Origin of the sequence: Sediminibacterium salmoneum NBRC 103935, assembly GCF_000511175.1 — a bacterium.
Taxonomy (GTDB): domain Bacteria; phylum Bacteroidota; class Bacteroidia; order Chitinophagales; family Chitinophagaceae; genus Sediminibacterium; species Sediminibacterium salmoneum.
This window is the reverse complement of record NZ_KI866530.1, coordinates 2,061,127-2,076,981: the sequence shown is the minus strand read 5'-3', so window position 1 is coordinate 2,076,981 and position 15,855 is coordinate 2,061,127. Positions and strand designations below refer to the sequence as shown.

At 40.0% G+C, this 15,855-nt stretch carries 11 protein-coding genes; 5 read left to right on the top strand and 6 right to left on the bottom strand.

Features of this window, described 5'->3' with window-relative positions:
- From P767_RS0109645 to dacB, 3 genes are read left to right on the top strand one after another with little or no spacing between them, the layout of a single operon-like run.
- Entirely contained in the window at positions 1 to 705 is a 705-nt protein-coding gene (locus tag P767_RS0109645) for a response regulator transcription factor (protein WP_026764335.1), read from the top strand.
- A gap of 56 nt (positions 706 to 761) precedes the next feature.
- Positions 762 to 1,895 carry an arginase family protein gene (locus P767_RS0109640; RefSeq protein ID WP_026764334.1) on the top strand — a complete coding sequence of 378 codons (1,134 nt, stop codon included), beginning with the start codon at positions 762 to 764 and terminating at the stop codon, positions 1,893 to 1,895.
- Between the two features lie 10 nt (positions 1,896 to 1,905).
- Positions 1,906 to 3,249 (top strand): D-alanyl-D-alanine carboxypeptidase/D-alanyl-D-alanine endopeptidase, encoded by a 1,344-nt coding sequence (dacB, locus tag P767_RS0109635; protein ID WP_026764333.1) that lies wholly within the window; start codon positions 1,906 to 1,908, stop codon positions 3,247 to 3,249.
- A 14-nt stretch (positions 3,250 to 3,263) separates the two neighbouring features.
- Here the strand turns inward: dacB and mutL are convergent, their stop codons facing one another.
- Positions 3,264 to 5,114, bottom strand: a complete 1,851-nt coding sequence (mutL, locus tag P767_RS0109630) for a DNA mismatch repair endonuclease MutL (RefSeq protein WP_026764332.1) — start codon at positions 5,112 to 5,114, stop codon at positions 3,264 to 3,266.
- Between the two features lie 110 nt (positions 5,115 to 5,224).
- Between mutL and P767_RS0109625 the strand changes: the two genes are divergently transcribed.
- Positions 5,225 to 6,952, top strand: coding sequence for a M3 family oligoendopeptidase (locus tag P767_RS0109625; RefSeq protein WP_026764331.1), 1,728 nt, complete (start codon positions 5,225 to 5,227; stop codon positions 6,950 to 6,952).
- Here the strand turns inward: P767_RS0109625 and ricT are convergent.
- The 5 genes from ricT to radA all read right to left on the bottom strand — a co-directional run bounded on the left by ricT (position 6,939) and on the right by radA (position 12,334).
- The gene (ricT, locus tag P767_RS0109620) at positions 6,939 to 8,249 is read right to left on the bottom strand and encodes a regulatory iron-sulfur-containing complex subunit RicT (protein ID WP_245586874.1); all 1,311 of its coding nucleotides are present in this window, start codon (positions 8,247 to 8,249) and stop codon (positions 6,939 to 6,941) included. The genes P767_RS0109625 and ricT overlap by 14 nt on opposite strands.
- 122 nt (positions 8,250 to 8,371) lie before the next feature.
- Positions 8,372 to 9,571, bottom strand: a complete 1,200-nt coding sequence (locus P767_RS0109615) for a DNA polymerase III subunit (protein WP_026764330.1) — start codon at positions 9,569 to 9,571, stop codon at positions 8,372 to 8,374.
- A gap of 20 nt (positions 9,572 to 9,591) precedes the next feature.
- Positions 9,592 to 10,125: a glutathione peroxidase gene (locus tag P767_RS0109610; protein ID WP_037351714.1), complete on the bottom strand. Its 534-nt coding sequence runs from the start codon at positions 10,123 to 10,125 to the stop codon at positions 9,592 to 9,594.
- 58 nt (positions 10,126 to 10,183) lie between these two features.
- Entirely contained in the window at positions 10,184 to 10,885 is a 702-nt protein-coding gene (locus tag P767_RS0109605) for a ComF family protein (RefSeq protein WP_051417275.1), read from the bottom strand.
- A 75-nt stretch (positions 10,886 to 10,960) separates the two neighbouring features.
- Positions 10,961 to 12,334 carry a DNA repair protein RadA gene (gene radA, locus P767_RS0109600; protein WP_026764328.1) on the bottom strand — a complete coding sequence of 458 codons (1,374 nt, stop codon included), beginning with the start codon at positions 12,332 to 12,334 and terminating at the stop codon, positions 10,961 to 10,963.
- Positions 12,335 to 12,762: 428 nt separating this feature from the next.
- On the opposite strand from radA, the gene P767_RS0109590 reads away from it, so the two are divergent.
- On the top strand, positions 12,763 to 15,840 hold the full coding sequence (locus P767_RS0109590; RefSeq protein WP_026764327.1) for a SusC/RagA family TonB-linked outer membrane protein: 3,078 nt from the start codon (positions 12,763 to 12,765) through the stop codon (positions 15,838 to 15,840).
- Positions 15,841 to 15,855: the final 15 nt, after the last annotated feature.

The following is a 15,855-nucleotide window of genomic DNA, read 5'->3' as shown; positions in this document are numbered from 1 at the left end:
ATGGCAACAGATAAAGCAAATATTCTCATTGTTGAGGATGAATTGAATTTGCATGAAGCATTAAAGCTGAATCTGGAAATGGAGGGCTATGAAGTAACTTCTGCTTTTGATGGGAATGAAGCACTCAAGAAAGTAGAAAATGCTTATTTCGATTTAATTATCATGGACATAATGCTTCCTGAGCTGGACGGAATAAGTGTAACTGAGAGCATACGTGTACACAACAATGAAGTGCCCATACTGATGCTGAGTGCTAAAAACACACCCGCCGACAAAGTACTGGGCTTAAAGAAGGGAGCAGACGACTATTTAACTAAGCCCTTTAACCTGGACGAACTTTTAATAAGAGTTTCAAAGCTTATTGAAAAAAACAAACGACTCCAGGTGAAGGAATCAATAGGAGATCAATACAAATTCGGTAATAACCTGATCGACTTTAAAGCACAGGATGCCATCACCTGGAACGGTCAGCATGTAGACTTAAGTAAAAAAGAAGCCATGCTGCTGAAACTCCTGATAGAAAACAAGGGAGAAGTGGTTACCCGGGAAAAAATCTTACAGGTGGTATGGGGATACAACGTGTATCCAACCACACGAACCATCGATAATTTTATTCTTAGTTTTAGAAAGTATTTTGAAGAAGATAGCCGGAACCCCGTTTATTTTCATTCTGTTCGTGGTGTTGGTTACAAATACACCGATTAATTTTATTGGCAATAATCAATAGGTTTTTTTCGTTAAAGGGGTACAAAATCGTACCCATGTCATTATCCTCTATAGTAGATTTTCTTGAACCCGTTAATCTTGCTGAAATTTCTTTGGATGAAGGTTTCAAAGACACACAAATTGGAAAACATATCCAGGCTTTTGAAGAGGAGTTACCCGATATCAGCGAAGCCGACCTGGTGATAGTGGGCTGTGGAGAAATGCGCGGCATGGGCATGCAGTATACCAATACCAGTGCCCCCAATAAAGTCAGAACTCAGTTTTACAAATTGTACTATTGGCACTCAGAAGTAACCATAGCCGATTTGGGAAATATTAAAACCGGAGCCAGCCTTGCAGATAGTTATGCTGCGGTAAAAATGGTTGTAAGTGAACTGATACAGATGGGTAAAAAAGTACTCATTCTGGGTGGTTCCCATGATATAACCACTCCTCAATATCAGGCCTATGGATCATTGGATAAAATTATTGATGCTGTTTCAGTTGATGCCAGAATTAACCTGGATATGGACAGCCTGGAACCTGCAGATCAGTTTCTGGTAGATATGTTTACCGGAATACCCAATCACCTTAAGCACTATACACATATTGCATTTCAAAGCTATTATATGCATCCGCATATGCTGGAGACGATTAATAAACTTGGATTTGATTTCTATAGAGTGGGTCGGGTGAAAGAGGCAATTGAAGAAATGGAGCCCGCTATCCGGAACAGCGAATTGTTCAGCTTTGATATTGAAGCCATTCAATATGCGCATGCGCCTGCAAACCGTGTAACACCCAATGGATTAAACGGAGAAGAAGCCTGCACATTAATGCAATATGCAGGAATGAGTAATATCTGTAACACAATTGGACTATACGGATATGATGTAGCAAAAGACATGCATGAAATGACAGCTATACAACAAGCCCATATGATTTGGTATGTGATAGATGGAATCCACAGAGGTAAGCAGGAAGCCAGTTTGGAAAACAGGAATGAATTCAATGAATTCACCATGGCATTTGCTGAAGCTCCTACTGCATTTTTACAAAGTAAAAGAACAGGAAGATGGTGGATGCAATTGCATGATGGTAAATTTGTAGCTTGCAGTCATAAAGATTATATCGTAGCCTGTAACAATGATATTCCTGAACGTTGGTTAAGAGCTGTTGAAAGAAGTTAAAATCTGCCAAATGAAAAATCTGTTTTTCTGTGTTGTGTTGCTTTCTCTTTTTGTATCCTGTAAAGTATCTCAACCCGTATCGCAATCTTTAAAACAAAAGGAAGCTGATTTTTATCAGCAAAAAGCAGAACAGGTTTTTTTTCAGCATCCGGCTTTTCAGCCTGCCCACCTGGGAGTCAGCGTATTTGATCCCGCCAGCGGAAAATACCTGTATAATTATCAGGCAGATAAATTTTTTATTCCTGCAAGCAACACCAAAATTTTCACCTGCTATGCAGCGATGAAAAATCTGAGCGATAGCCTGGTTGCTTTTCAATACTTAAAGGACGAGGATAATATTACATTGAGATTTACCGGAGATCCAAGTTTTTTGCATCCTGATTTTGATGAGCATCCTGCCTTTGATTTTTTGCAAAAAAACGCCCCTAAAATCACCATCGTTGCACCGAAATATTCAGCAGAAGCATTTGGAAATGGCTGGGCATGGAACGACTTTGATGCTGATTATTCTCCGGAAAGATCACCCATGCCGATTTATGGCAATCTGGTGTATTTTGGTAAAAAGGGAAATCGTATAACCGTTACTCCCAAAGCGTTCAAGGACTCATTGGTCATTTTTTCCAGTACAGAGGACGGTAAATTTGCTATTGCCAGAAATAAGTCTGAGAATAGCTTTACAGTGGTCAAAAGCAATCGCAATTTTAACGGAACTTCTATTCCTTTTGTTGTAAAACAAGATATGGAACAGCTGATGATTCCTTTGCTGGAAGATACGCTCAACAGAATACTGAGTTATGCCAATGAGGTTGTGCTGGATAATCCTAAGTGGGAAAATTTTTATTCGCAGTCTACAGATAGTCTCTTAAAAATCATGATGCATAGAAGCGATAATTTTTATGCAGAGCAGGTATTATTAATGGTGGGCAATCAGAAATTGGGAATCATGAATGATGCGCAGGCCATTGATACTTTATTGAAGTCGGATATGAAAGGAATGCCCCAAGTTCCCAGATGGGTGGATGGCAGTGGACTGAGTCGTTATAATTTAATGACTCCGCAAGACTTCATCTGGATATTAAGCAAAATGAAGCAGGAGCAAAGCTGGAATAGAATAAAAACCATTTTCCCGACTGGTAATACCGGCACATTGGGTGGTCTGTATAAAGGATACGAAGGAAAAATCTTTGCCAAAACAGGAACACTTTCCAATCATGTTGCATTAAGTGGTTTCCTGGTTACCAATCAAGGGAAGGAATTAATTTTTTCTGTTATGGTAAATGCGCATCAATCTTCTGCCTCTGTAATAAGAAAACAGATAGAACAGTTTCTTACCTCTATTATTAGTGAACAGTAGAAACCAATCCTTATTTATTTATTAAATAACTGCTCCAGGTAATTGCCTTTGTATTCAATAAAAGTGGGGGAACCAGAGGGGCTTATATTAGGCGTATTGCAGACAAACAAATCATTAACCAGTTTCGCCATTTCTCTCTCATCCATACCTGTGCCCGATTTAATGGATTGTTGTTTGGCCATGCAACGAACCAGTTTCTCCCGTTGACTGAATTTAACATCACTGCTGAAATGCTTGAATTGCTCAATCAACATTTCAATCGCATGCTTCTCGTTTCCTGTTGTAATATCGGCAGGTGTACCCTGAATTAAATATTCCTGCTGTTCATCTTTTTCTATCTGATATCCGATTAATTGTAAGTCGGGTAACAATTCATCCAGTAATACTTTATCGGAAACAGTTAATTCCAATGGTATTGGGAATAAGCTCTTTTGTGTAGGAGCTTGTTTGTTGTGTACCGCCTGACTGTACTTTTCATACAAAATTCGTTCATGTGCCAGCTGCTGATGTACGAGTAAAAAGCCTTTTTCGGTTGTAGCAATGATATAGGTTTGCTGTACCTGTAAATACTGTTGTACAACCGGTACATTCAGTAAACGGTTACCTGTAAATGATTCTTCAAAAATCTGTTTCTCTTTTCCTGCATCTCCACCCAATAGGTCTGAAGCGGAACCCGAAGGCTCAAAGAAAGACTTCCAGCTTTTCAATTCAGATTTTGCACTGGGTTCAATTAAATGAGCCTGGTGTTTCTGAGTGAATGCCTTATAGAGGCTGGATGAAACAGCTGCATCCTTCTGGTTGCTGGTAAAAGGTTTGCTTACTGCATCCAAACCCTGAATATCTGCGTTCAATGAAAAGTCTAAAGAAGGAGCTATGCTAAATTGTGCCAATGCATGTTTGATGGCTGCCTGAACAAATGCATACACAATCTTTTCATCCTCAAACTTAATTTCCTGTTTGGTTGGATGCACATTGATGTCTACCTGACCCGGATCTAAATCTATATACAGCACATAGCTGGGAAAACTATCTTTTGCAATCAATCCTTCAAACGCCGCATTCACTGCATGATTTAAGTAAGCACTTTTAATGAAACGATTATTCACAAAGAAATACTGATCACCTCTTGTTTTCCGAGCAGTATCGGGTTTGCCAATAAAGCCGCTGATATTCATATAATCTGTTTCTTCTGAAACCGTCACCAATTTTGCATTATAACTGTTGCCTAAAATCTGTACAATTCTTTGCTTGCGTGAACCGGCTTCCAGATGGTATACTTCCTGACCATTGCTTTTTAAAGAGAAAAATATTGCTGGATTAGCCATGGCAACCCGGATGAATTCATCCATGATATGCCGCATTTCGGCTGCATTACTCTTTAAGAAATTTCTGCGGGCAGGAACATTAAAGAATAAATTTTTCATGCTGATACTGGTGCCTACCGCAGCGGTACAGGCTTCCTGACGAATTACTTTGCTGTTTTCCACTTCTACCCAACAACCCAGTTCATCTTCTGCTCTTCTGGTTTTTAATTCAACTTGTGATACCGCAGCTACCGATGCCAATGCTTCTCCTCTGAATCCCATGGTGCTGATTCGGAACAAATCTTCAATCTGTCTGATTTTACTGGTAGCATGTCTTTCAAAGGCAATGCTGGCATCTTCCGGACTCATGCCCTTGCCATTGTCTATTACCTGAATCAGTGCCTTTCCGGCGTCATTTACCAGTAATTGTATTTGTGTAGCACCAGCGTCCACTGCGTTCTCCAATAATTCCTTCACTGCACTGGCAGGTCTTTGAATTACTTCACCAGCAGCGATCTGATTGGCTATATGATCAGGTAAAAGGTGTATAGTATTACTCACAATAATGTCTTCAGCGCTTAGGTCTCAAAAAATAAAAGTTTGTAAAAATAAGATTCCTGAACCAACTGCAAGGTACAGTTGCCCTAAATTTGCGGTTAAATTGAGTGAATATGCACCCGAAAGCTGCGATACAGAAGATTCCCAGAAGTTTTTTGCCTGCTGATTATATGGTAACTGACTGGAATAGCCTGGAGCCCTATTTTATAGAGTTGTCTGAAAGACCCCTGAATAATAAAGCAGATTTATCGCAATGGCTGCAGGATTTGAGTGAACTGGAGGCAGTGGTAAGTGAAGACGCTTGCTGGAGACAAATTAAAATGACCTGCGATACTACAGATAAAACACTGGAGGATGCGTTTACTTATTTCTGCATGGAAATTCAGCCTAAGCTACAGTCTTATGCAGATTTACTGAACAAAAAATTAATCAACTGCCCCTTCATTAATGAGCTGGACCAGTCGCTTTATCATACTTATTTGCGTTCGGTAAGAAAAAGCATTGAATTGTTTAGAGAAGAAAATATTCCTATTGCCGCTGAGCTAAGTGTTTTGCAGCAACAATACGGAGCGATTGCCGGAAAGATGACTATTGAAGTAGATGGAAAAGAGTATACCTTACAACAGGCAGCCAAGTTTCTGGAGAGTAGTGACAGAAAATTACGTGAATCTGTTTATTATAAAATTCAGGATCGTAGAAAGCAAGACGAAGCGGCCATGCATGAATTGTATTCAACCCTGATAGCCAAGCGTCATCAGATAGCGGTGAATGCCGGTTTTGAAAATTACAGAGACTATAAGTTTAAAGAACTGGGTCGGTTTGATTATTCCAAGGAAGATTGTTTTCAGTTTCATGAAGCGGTGAAGCAATATGTATTACCACTGGTGAACGAAATCTATGAAAGAAAACGTCAAAAGCTGGGACTGGATACATTAAGGCCCTGGGATACTGAAGCAGAGCCTGCCGGAACACAACCTTTAAAACCGTTTACTACGGGTGAAGATTTATACGAAAAGACAGTAAAATGTTTTGATCAGCTGAATCCATTCTTTGCGGATTGCCTTCGCAAAATGAAAGAGATGAATCATTTTGATTTGGAGAGCCGCAAGGGTAAGGCTCCGGGAGGTTACAACTGTCCTTTGGCAGAAAGCGGAGCTCCTTTTATTTTTATGAATGCAGCCGGACAAATGAGTGATGTAACAACTATGGTGCACGAGGGCGGACATGCGGTGCATTCTTTTTTGGCACATCCGCTTCCTTTATCTGCTTTCAAGGAATATCCAATGGAAATTGCAGAGGTAGCCAGTATGGCAATGGAGCTTTTCAGTATGGATCACTGGCAGGCATTTTTTGATAATGAATCTGATTTGCTTAGAGCCAAAGAACATCAGTTGGAAAGAACCATCACCATCTTCCCATGGATTGCCATCATCGATAAGTTTCAGCACTGGGTATATGAGCATCCACAGCACAGCGTTGAAGAAAGAACAGCTGCCTGGATGAATATTCTTACTGAATTCTCCACATCAGCAATTGATTATACAGGGTTGGATGCCTACAGAGCTATTGGCTGGCAAAGACAATTGCATTTATTTGAAGTGCCCTTCTACTATATTGAATACGGTATTGCACAATTGGGTGCTATAGGTCTTTGGATGCAATACAAGAATAATCCCGAACAGGCCTTGGAAAACTATATGAATGCCCTGAGTTTGGGAGGCACAAAAACATTACCTGAATTGTACAAAACTGCCGGACTGGAATTTAATCTAACTCCTGCCTATATTAAAACCCTTATGGAATTTGTAAAAACCGAAATGGATCAGCTTATTCCGGCTTAGGTCCGTTCTCAGGTCTGGAATTATTCCCGTTATTTGGCCTATTGGCGGGACCATTATTCGGCTGAACGGGCCTGTTGGGTCTGTTTGGCTGAGGTCCACGGGGTCCGCGAGGAGCATTCGGATTGTTTTGCTGTGGTCTTCTGGGTCCCTGCCCCTGATTTTGACCACCACCCTGATTTTGCCCCCCTTGTTGAGGACTTCTGTTGGGCCCCTGGTTGGGTTGGTTCCTGCCTTGTGGTGCATTACCCTGCTGACCACGTTGGTTATTTCTTTGCTGATCTCTTCTTCTTCGGTCGTTTTTCTCCAATGTTTTTAAACTGATTTGTCCAACCAGTTCAACAAATGCAGGTTCCGCCTCTTTCTGTTTATTGCTTACAATTTCAACAGCCTGTAATTCATCTACTCTTTGACCCTGCTTGTTCAGGCGTTTAATCTCTTTAACGCGATCAATGGTTAATGGATAGTGCTTGGTATTATTGGGCAGCACATACCACATTAAATTTTTAAAAATATCTTTTTTAATCAGATGAGCGGTTCCCATTGCTGTATCCAATGTGTCAGCATAATCAGGGAATTGCTGAAGTGCATCTAAATAAGTATCCAGTTCGTAGTTCAGGCAACATTTTAAACGGCCGCACTGACCACTTAACTTGGTCTGATTAATAGAAAGGTTTTGATAGCGTGCTGCGGTAGTATTTACGCTTTTGAAATCGTTCAACCAGGTACTGCAACAAAGTTCTCTGCCACAGGAACCAATACCACCTAGTTTTGCAGCTTCTTGTCTAATACCAATCTGTCTCATTTCTACCTTGATCTTGAAATCACTGGCAAAAATTTTAATCATTTCCCTGAAGTCAACGCGATCATCAGCGGTATAGAAGAAAGTTCCTTTTTTACCATCTGCCTGAATTTCAACTTCACTTAGTTTCATTTGCAGATTCAGGCTTCTGGCGATGGTTCTGCTTCTGGCCAGAATTTCTTTTTCACGGCCTTTACTTATTTCAAAACTCTCAATATCTCTTTCCGTACTTTTTCTGAGAATTTTTTTCATCTCGGGGCTGAACTCGTCAATCTGTCTTTTCTTTAATTGCATACGAACCAGTTCGCCGGTGAGGCTCACTTCACCCACATCAAAACCACTTACGCCTTCAACGGTAACGTATTCCCCTTTTTCAAAATATTGTAGTGTAGGATTTCTATAGTATTCCTTTCTGCTTCCCTGCTTAAAGCTAACTTCTACCACGCGGCAGCTGCTTTCAGGATCGCTGAAAGGCAGATTCATTAGCCAGTCGTGCACATTTAAACGATTGCATCCGCCCGTGCTGCACCCTCCATTACTTTTACAGCCGTTAGGCTTTCCTGTTCCACAAGATCCACATCCCATATATATATGTAAATAAAAAGTTCTTTAATTGATACCTATTTACTCAAAATTAAGGTTTTGTTCTGAATGATATGGTATAGTTTAATGGTCAGTGCCTGAAACAGCATTTTGGCGTGGGCATTGCGTTCTATGTAGTAAGCGGCCTTGTCCAGCTCCTCAATCATGCATTCCTGCTGACTAACGGAAGCAATTTTATTCAGTCTTTTGGCAAAGTCTTTTTCCTCAGCTGCCACTTTAATCTGTTCCTCGCTCATTACGCGAATACGAATGCTTTGTTCCAGCAAGTGGTTGAAATAACGTAGAAATTGTTTTTGTTTTTCTCTTCCCAGTCTGCTGACTTCATCAATAAATTTCAGTTGAGCGGCCGGTCCGGTTTTCAGCATGGCATTCAACCATTCTCTTAACAAAGACTGCCAGTCTTCGTCGGCATGTTGTAATAAATGCAGGGCTTCCCTGTAGTTGCCCTCACAAATCCCGGTGATTTGTCTCGCTGTTTCTTCATTGGCTTTGGCACGTTCAGTCAATGCTTTTTCAATATCTGCATCTTCCAATGCTGGAATACGAACCAATTGACACCTGCTTATAATAGTAGGCAGAATCGATTCTTCATTTTCAGCAACCAGAATGAAAACGGTATTGGGCGGAGGCTCTTCAATCAACTTTAAAAGTTTGTTCCCCTCTTTGCCCAGGTATTCGGGCATCCAAAGCAATAAAACCTTGTATCTGCTTTCAAAACTTTTTAAACTCAGCTCCCTGATAATCTGGTTGCATTCTTCCGCTGTAATATTTCCCTGTTTGTTTTCGGCACCAATACTTTGCAACCAGTCGTAAACATTACCATAAGGCATGGTTTCAACAAAGCTTCTCCATTCTTCAATATAATCTGCGCTTACGGGCTTATCTCCAGATTTTCTGGGAATAACGGGATAAGTAAAATGCAAATCGGGGTGCACCAGTTTATCTGCTCTTACATAGGCAGGTTGGTTGGCTATTTGTTCGGGGGGAATAAAACCGCCTGAAGGTTCCAATGCCGTCATTCCACCAAAAAGATCTTCTACTACCGGGGCTTCGGCAGGAAGGCTTACAATATATTGCGCAAAAGCAAGGGCAAGTGGAAGTCCACCTGCCCCTTCTTTTGCCAGGAATAATAATGCGTGGCTAAGTCTGTTATGTTCAACCATTTCAGCCAAATGCTGCTTAATGGTATCCTGTCCTATTACATCTGAAAAAAGCATCTGTAAAAATAGCTGAAAAACTATTTTACATACTTTAAAATTTCTTCGCTGTCTGGTTTTACTTTGCTAGGATAATAAGCAATCATTTTTCCATTTTCATCCAGCAGGAATTTCCCAAAATTCCAGCCTACTTCTGCATCCAGTACACCATTCTCTGCTTTTGCAGTCAGCCATTTGTAGATGGGTGCCATATCGTTTCCTTTAACACTTACTTTGCTGGCCATTGGAAAGCTTACGCCAAAACGAGCTTTGCAAAAGTCCTGGATTTCACTATCTGAACCTGGCTCCTGACCTCCAAAATTATTGGCTGGAAATCCTACGATTACCAGTTTGTCTTTGTGGGCTTCATACACTTTTTGTAAAGCTTCATATTGAGGGGTGTAGCCACATTTGGAAGCCGTGTTTACTACTAGTATCTTTTTTCCTTTAAAGCTGGAAAAATCAATGGTTTTGCCATCAATCGACTTTACTTTAAAACTATGAATGCTGGGTCCGCCGGGTAGGGTAAATGCACTAAGCATAACAAAGCTGATGATTGAAAGAAAGTATTTCATGCGTTTTTATTTATTATAACGAAACTAAGCAGAAAAAGTTGATGCAGTAAGGGGTAGTTTAAACGGTATAGGCTGCAGTTACGATACTGAGTTTTGTGCCAGGTACACTTAAAATGGCATTTCCGCATGCTTCCAGGCTGGCACCAGTGGTAATTACATCATCAATCAATAGAATATGTTTGTTTTTAATATAGGCTGGATCCACGACCCAGAATGCATTTTCCATGTTTTTCCATCGGCTGATGCGGTTACCCTGGGTCTGTGTTTGCGTATAAATAAGACGGGAGATAGCTTTGGTACAAATGGGTTTAGGCCAGACTTCTTTGATTCCCTCACAAATAAGGGCAGCCTGGTTGTATCCCCGTTGAAATTCTTTTTTGGGATGAAGGGGCAGGGGCATTAGTAAATCAACACTATTAAACCGGCTGGTAGCTATTAACTGACGTCCCAGGCATCTTCCAAGAAATTTACCGGCTTCTTTGTTCTGATGATATTTTAACTGGGCAATCAGGTGTTGTACCAATCCGGACTTATAAAAATAAAAACCGGCCCCGGCTGCCGTAACGGGTATTCTGCCTTCAAAAATTTTATCAATTGGATTACCGGTTTTGTCCAGAAAATGCGTTTCGGGTAGCATGTGCATACAGGATGCACAAATGAATTGATTGTCTTTTAAATAATCAGCGCCGCATCCGCAACAGATATGCGGAAAAAACAATTGTTGAAATGCATTGATATAATATTGAATAGGTATTGACATGAAGTCAATTTCTGCATAATATTATTAACACAGATGCGTATTTAACGAAGAAAAAAATGTTTTTAAACGGATTCTTTAAAACAATTGCTGATACACTTCATCTACTCTGCTAAGGGCAATAATCTGAATCTGAAATGCTTTTGCATCAAAACTTTTTTTGTTAAACTTTGAAACAATAATTTTTTCGAAACCCAGTTTTTGAGCTTCTGCAATTCGTTGTTCAATTCTGTTAACGGCTCTGATTTCTCCATTCAATCCAACTTCTCCGGCAAAGCAAATATTTTTTGGTAGCGGGTTGTCTTCATAAGAAGAAAGCAATGCACAAATTACCGCAAGGTCAATGGATGGGTCTTCAATTTTTATTCCTCCGGCAATATTTACAAAAACATCTTTCAGTCCGAATTGAAATCCACCTCTCTTCTCTAATACTGCCAGTAAAAGTTGTAATCTTCTTAAATCGAAACCGGTAACCGTTCTTTGTGGTGTTCCATATACACTGGGAGTTACCAGTGCCTGTACTTCAATTAAAAGCGGACGCATTCCTTCCAGGGCAGCTGCAATTCCACTTCCGCTCAATACTTCTTCTCTCTGAGCAATTAGTATTTCTGAAGGATTGGTTACAACGCGCATTCCGGTGCCCCCCATTTCATAGATACCCAGCTCAGATGTAGAGCCAAAGCGGTTTTTAAGTGTTCTGAGAATTCTGTAAGCATAGTGTCTGTCACCTTCAAATTGCAGAACGGTATCCACCATATGCTCCAGAATTTTGGGTCCTGCAATGGAGCCATCTTTTGTTATATGACCAATCAGAAATACGGGCGTGTTGGTTTCTTTTGCAAAGCGTTGGAAGGCGGCAGCGCATTCTCTTATTTGTGAAACAGTACCTGCAGCTGATTCAATCAGATTAGACTGTAGCGTTTGAATGGAATCTACAATCACCAGCTCTGGTTTTAGTTTTTTAATTTCTTTAAAAATGATATTGGTGTCTGTTTCAGTAAGCAGGTAAAAATTTTCATTGGAGATATTAAGACGATCAGCACGCATTTTAATTTGCTGCTCACTTTCTTCTCCACTGATATATAAAACCCGGATATTTTTTAACAGCAATCCATTTTGTAAAAACAAAGTGCTTTTACCAATTCCGGGTTCACCGGCAACCAACACCAGACTACCAGCTACAATCCCCCCGCCTAACACTCTGTTTAATTCTGCGTCTGTGGTAACCAATCTTTTTTCTTCCTGGTAACTTATTTCATTTAGTGCAATTGATTTGCTCGTTCTTTTTTTATCTGAGTAGTCATCCCAGGTAGTTTTTTCTTTTGCGTCTCCACTTTGAATTATTTCTTCTGAAAATGTATTCCATTGATTACAGGAAGGACATTTTCCAATCCATTTTGTACTCTCGTATCCACAATTGCTGCAAAAAAAAGCGGTCTTAATCTTACTCATAACAGGTATAATAAGGGAATTTAAAGGGAAAATTATAAAACGCAAAAGGGCCAACAAAACTGTTGACCCCTTTACTTACTAACCCATTAAATTCTACCACTAAATTACCAAAATAGGGCAAACTGCAAAATTAATTTTTGTTGCAGTAAGAGGTTTTTCCTCATTTCCGTTTTTTAAATTATTGATAAACAATAGTAAATAGATAATATTAATAATATATTTAAAATAAAACTATATATAAGACTTTTGCTCGTAAGTTTTTAGAATTTAACCCAATCAGGGGTATTCACATATGAATTAGGCGGTTTTAACCATTCATCCTTTTAACAAACCTTAAAAAAACCTTTAACAAATCGTTTACAAATGAAATTTTTGTTAACTTGGTGGCTGACTGGTGAACTCACCGGTATAGAACCAAAAAACTAAATATGAGAAAAAAACTGCTAGTAGGGCTTTTTGCTCTCTTCTGTGTTGTGGTAGCTCATGCTCAAACAACCGTGTCAGGTAAAGTTACTGACGCCGCCAACGGGGCTCCGCTGGGTGGTGTTACAGTAAAAGCAAAAGGTACCGCTGTTACCGCTTTAACAGGCGCGGACGGTGCGTACAGCATTAAAGTAACTTCCAGCGTAAAAACCCTGGTATTTTCTTATGTAGGATATTCTGAAGTAGAAGCTCCTGTAAGAGGTACCAATGTGGATGTTGCCTTGAACTCTTCTGTTTCTAATTTGAGTGAAGTAATCGTTACCGGTTTCGGTGGTGCTCAAATTAAAAGAGAAGTAACTGGTAATATTGCCCGCGTAAAAGGAAAAGATATTGAATACATGCCCACACCGAGTGTGGATGCCGCATTACAAGGTAAGGCAGCAGGTGTATTTGTAAACAGCCAGTCTGGTAAATTAGGACAGGCGGTTACTGTTCGTGTTAGAGGAAACTCTTCTATCAGTGCGAGCAGCCAGCCTTTGTATGTATTGGATGGAATTCCAATGACTTCCAATAGCCAGAGTTCTTATGGTGGACAAACCAATCCATTGGTTGACCTTAACCCCAACGACATTGAATCTATTGAAGTATTAAAAGATGCTTCTGCAGGTGCCATCTTCGGTTCTCGTGCAGCAAACGGAGTTGTCTTGATTACTACTAAAAGAGGTCGTGCAGGTAAAACTCAGGTTACTTTTAACTATCAGACAGGTGCTGCTGAAGCAACCAAGCGTTTGAAAATGTTGAATTCCGAAGAATACGCTACGCTTATTTTAGAAGGTGCCAAATACCGTGATGATTTGGATGGTACTCCATTAAATGATCCGGATAGCTGGACTACCTATGTTAAAGATGGTGTAATGGATTACTACAGTTATGGTAACTGGTCTAAAGATCCAAAGAAATCTTATGACTGGCAGGATGCTGTTTTCCAGAAAGCTCCGTACAGACAAGCTGATTTACAAATCAGAGGTGGTACAGATAAAACCAAGTTTTTCTCTTCATTCCAGCATTTAGAGCAATCCGGTACCATGATTGGTAACGAATTAAAGAGAACTACCGGTCGTTTAAGCATTGATCAGAAAGTGAACGATTGGATGGATATGGGGGTTTCTTTAAGCCTTTCCAGAACCTATAACAGACGTTTACCAGATGATAACGCCTTCTCTAATCCTTTACAGGCAATCGCATTAATGCCAATGACTCCATTCACTGATCCGAATACAGGTTTACCAGCTGGTGCGCCTCCCGGAGACGTGAACATTCCTTTGTATTATAATCCGGTATTGTCTGTTGACTATGCCAAGTATACGCAGGATGTTTACAGAACATTTGGTAATGCATATATCAAAGCTTATTTAGCTAAAGGATTAACCTTCCAGACTGAATTTGGTATGGACTACTTAAGTCAGAATGAAGAAGGTTACTTCCAAACTCAGACTGTTAGAAACCAAACCAGAGCGTCCAGAGGTTTGGGTACCAACAGAGGTGCATTTGTAACCAACTACAATACACAGTCTTACTTTAATTATAGCACTGTTGTAAATAAACACAATATCAGTGCAACATTGGGTACTCAGTACCAACAGTCTCAGGCGAAATACAACTTTACAGAAGGTACTGCATTCCCTTCCGATTCTTATCAGAAGATTGCAAGTGCGGCAACCATTTCCAGTGGTAGTTCTTCTCAGACCGATTTCAGATTCCTTTCTTATTTCTTAAGAGGTAATTATACTTTTGATGAGAAATACATTGTTGCGGCAAGTGCGCGTATTGACCAGTCTTCCAGATTCGGTAGAAATTCAAGATCTGGTTTCTTCCCTGCGATTTCTGCGGGCTGGATCATGAGTAATGAAAAATTCCTACAGGATAATAAATTCATCAGCTTCCTGAAAATGCGTGCGAGCTACGGTATTGTTGGTAACGCTGAAATCGGAAACTTCCCTCAGTTAGGTTTATTCTCTGGAGATGCGGGTTACGCAGGTGCTGCAGGTCAGCGTCCTTCTCAGTTGAGAAACGACAACCTGAAGTGGGAAACTACCAAACAGTTTGATATTGGTTTCGACTTCGGTTTCTTGAACAACCGTATTACCGGTGAAATCGACTACTATGTTAAGAATACAGAAGGTTTATTGTTGAATGTAAATATTCCTGCAACTACCGGTTTCAACAGTCAGGTTAGAAACGTAGGTAAATTACAGAACAAAGGATTTGAGTTTGTATTGAATACACAGAACCTGATTGGTGCATTCAAGTGGAATACCAGCTTTAATATTGCCCGTAATATTGGTAAGGTAACTGATATCGCTGGTCAAATTATTGAAGGTGGAATCAGCAGTATGAACCGCGTTCAGGAAGGATATGCAGTAGGTGTTTTCTATACCCCACAATATGCCGGAGTTGATCCTGCAAACGGTAACGCATTGTTCTATTTAAATACCAAGAATGCAGATGGTTCTTTAAATAAAGGAACAACCAGCAACTATAATCTTGCACAAAGAATTGTAGCAGGAGATCCAAACCCTGATTATATCTTAGGTATTACCAACAACTTCTCTTACAAAGGATTTGATGCATCTATTTTCTTTAATGGTGTATTGGGTAACGAGAACAACATTTATGGTATGGGTAGATACTCTTCTGCAAGTATGTTATACGAAGACAACAATACTGCAGATCAGTTGAGAAGATGGCAGAAGCCTGGTGATATTACTGATGTTCCTCAGGTACGTTTGTACAGAGTGAATGGATCTCAGGCCAGCAGCCGTTATATCGTAGATGGTTCTTACATCCGTTTAAGAACAGTTTCTTTAGGCTACACTTTCAACGCAAAGCAATTGTCTAAATTTAAAATCGAGCGTTTAAGAGTTTATGTATCTGCACAGAACTTGTTAACCTTTACCAATTACACTTACTGGGATCCGGAAGTTAATGCGGACTCATTCGATTCAAATATTGCTAAAGGAAATGACTTCTATACATCACCTCAGCCAAGAACTATTTTGTTTGGTGTGAACGTAGGTTTTTAATTAATTAATAATAAC

Bases quoted from the DNA above. Each gene is read 5' to 3' on its own strand.
- P767_RS0109605 (WP_051417275.1), bottom strand. From the start codon at position 10,885: ATGTCAATACCTATTCAATATTATATCAATGCATTTCAACAATTGTTT.
- radA (WP_026764328.1), bottom strand. From the start codon at position 12,334: ATGAGTAAGATTAAGACCGCTTTTTTTTGCAGCAATTGTGGATACGAG.
- P767_RS0109625 (WP_026764331.1), top strand. From the start codon at position 5,225: ATGCACCCGAAAGCTGCGATACAGAAGATTCCCAGAAGTTTTTTGCCT.
- dacB (WP_026764333.1), top strand. From the start codon at position 1,906: ATGAAAAATCTGTTTTTCTGTGTTGTGTTGCTTTCTCTTTTTGTATCC.
- P767_RS0109640 (WP_026764334.1), top strand. From the start codon at position 762: ATGTCATTATCCTCTATAGTAGATTTTCTTGAACCCGTTAATCTTGCT.
- P767_RS0109610 (WP_037351714.1), bottom strand. From the start codon at position 10,125: ATGAAATACTTTCTTTCAATCATCAGCTTTGTTATGCTTAGTGCATTT.
- P767_RS0109615 (WP_026764330.1), bottom strand. From the start codon at position 9,571: ATGCTTTTTTCAGATGTAATAGGACAGGATACCATTAAGCAGCATTTG.
- P767_RS0109645 (WP_026764335.1), top strand. From the start codon at position 1: ATGGCAACAGATAAAGCAAATATTCTCATTGTTGAGGATGAATTGAAT.
- P767_RS0109590 (WP_026764327.1), top strand. From the start codon at position 12,763: ATGAGAAAAAAACTGCTAGTAGGGCTTTTTGCTCTCTTCTGTGTTGTG.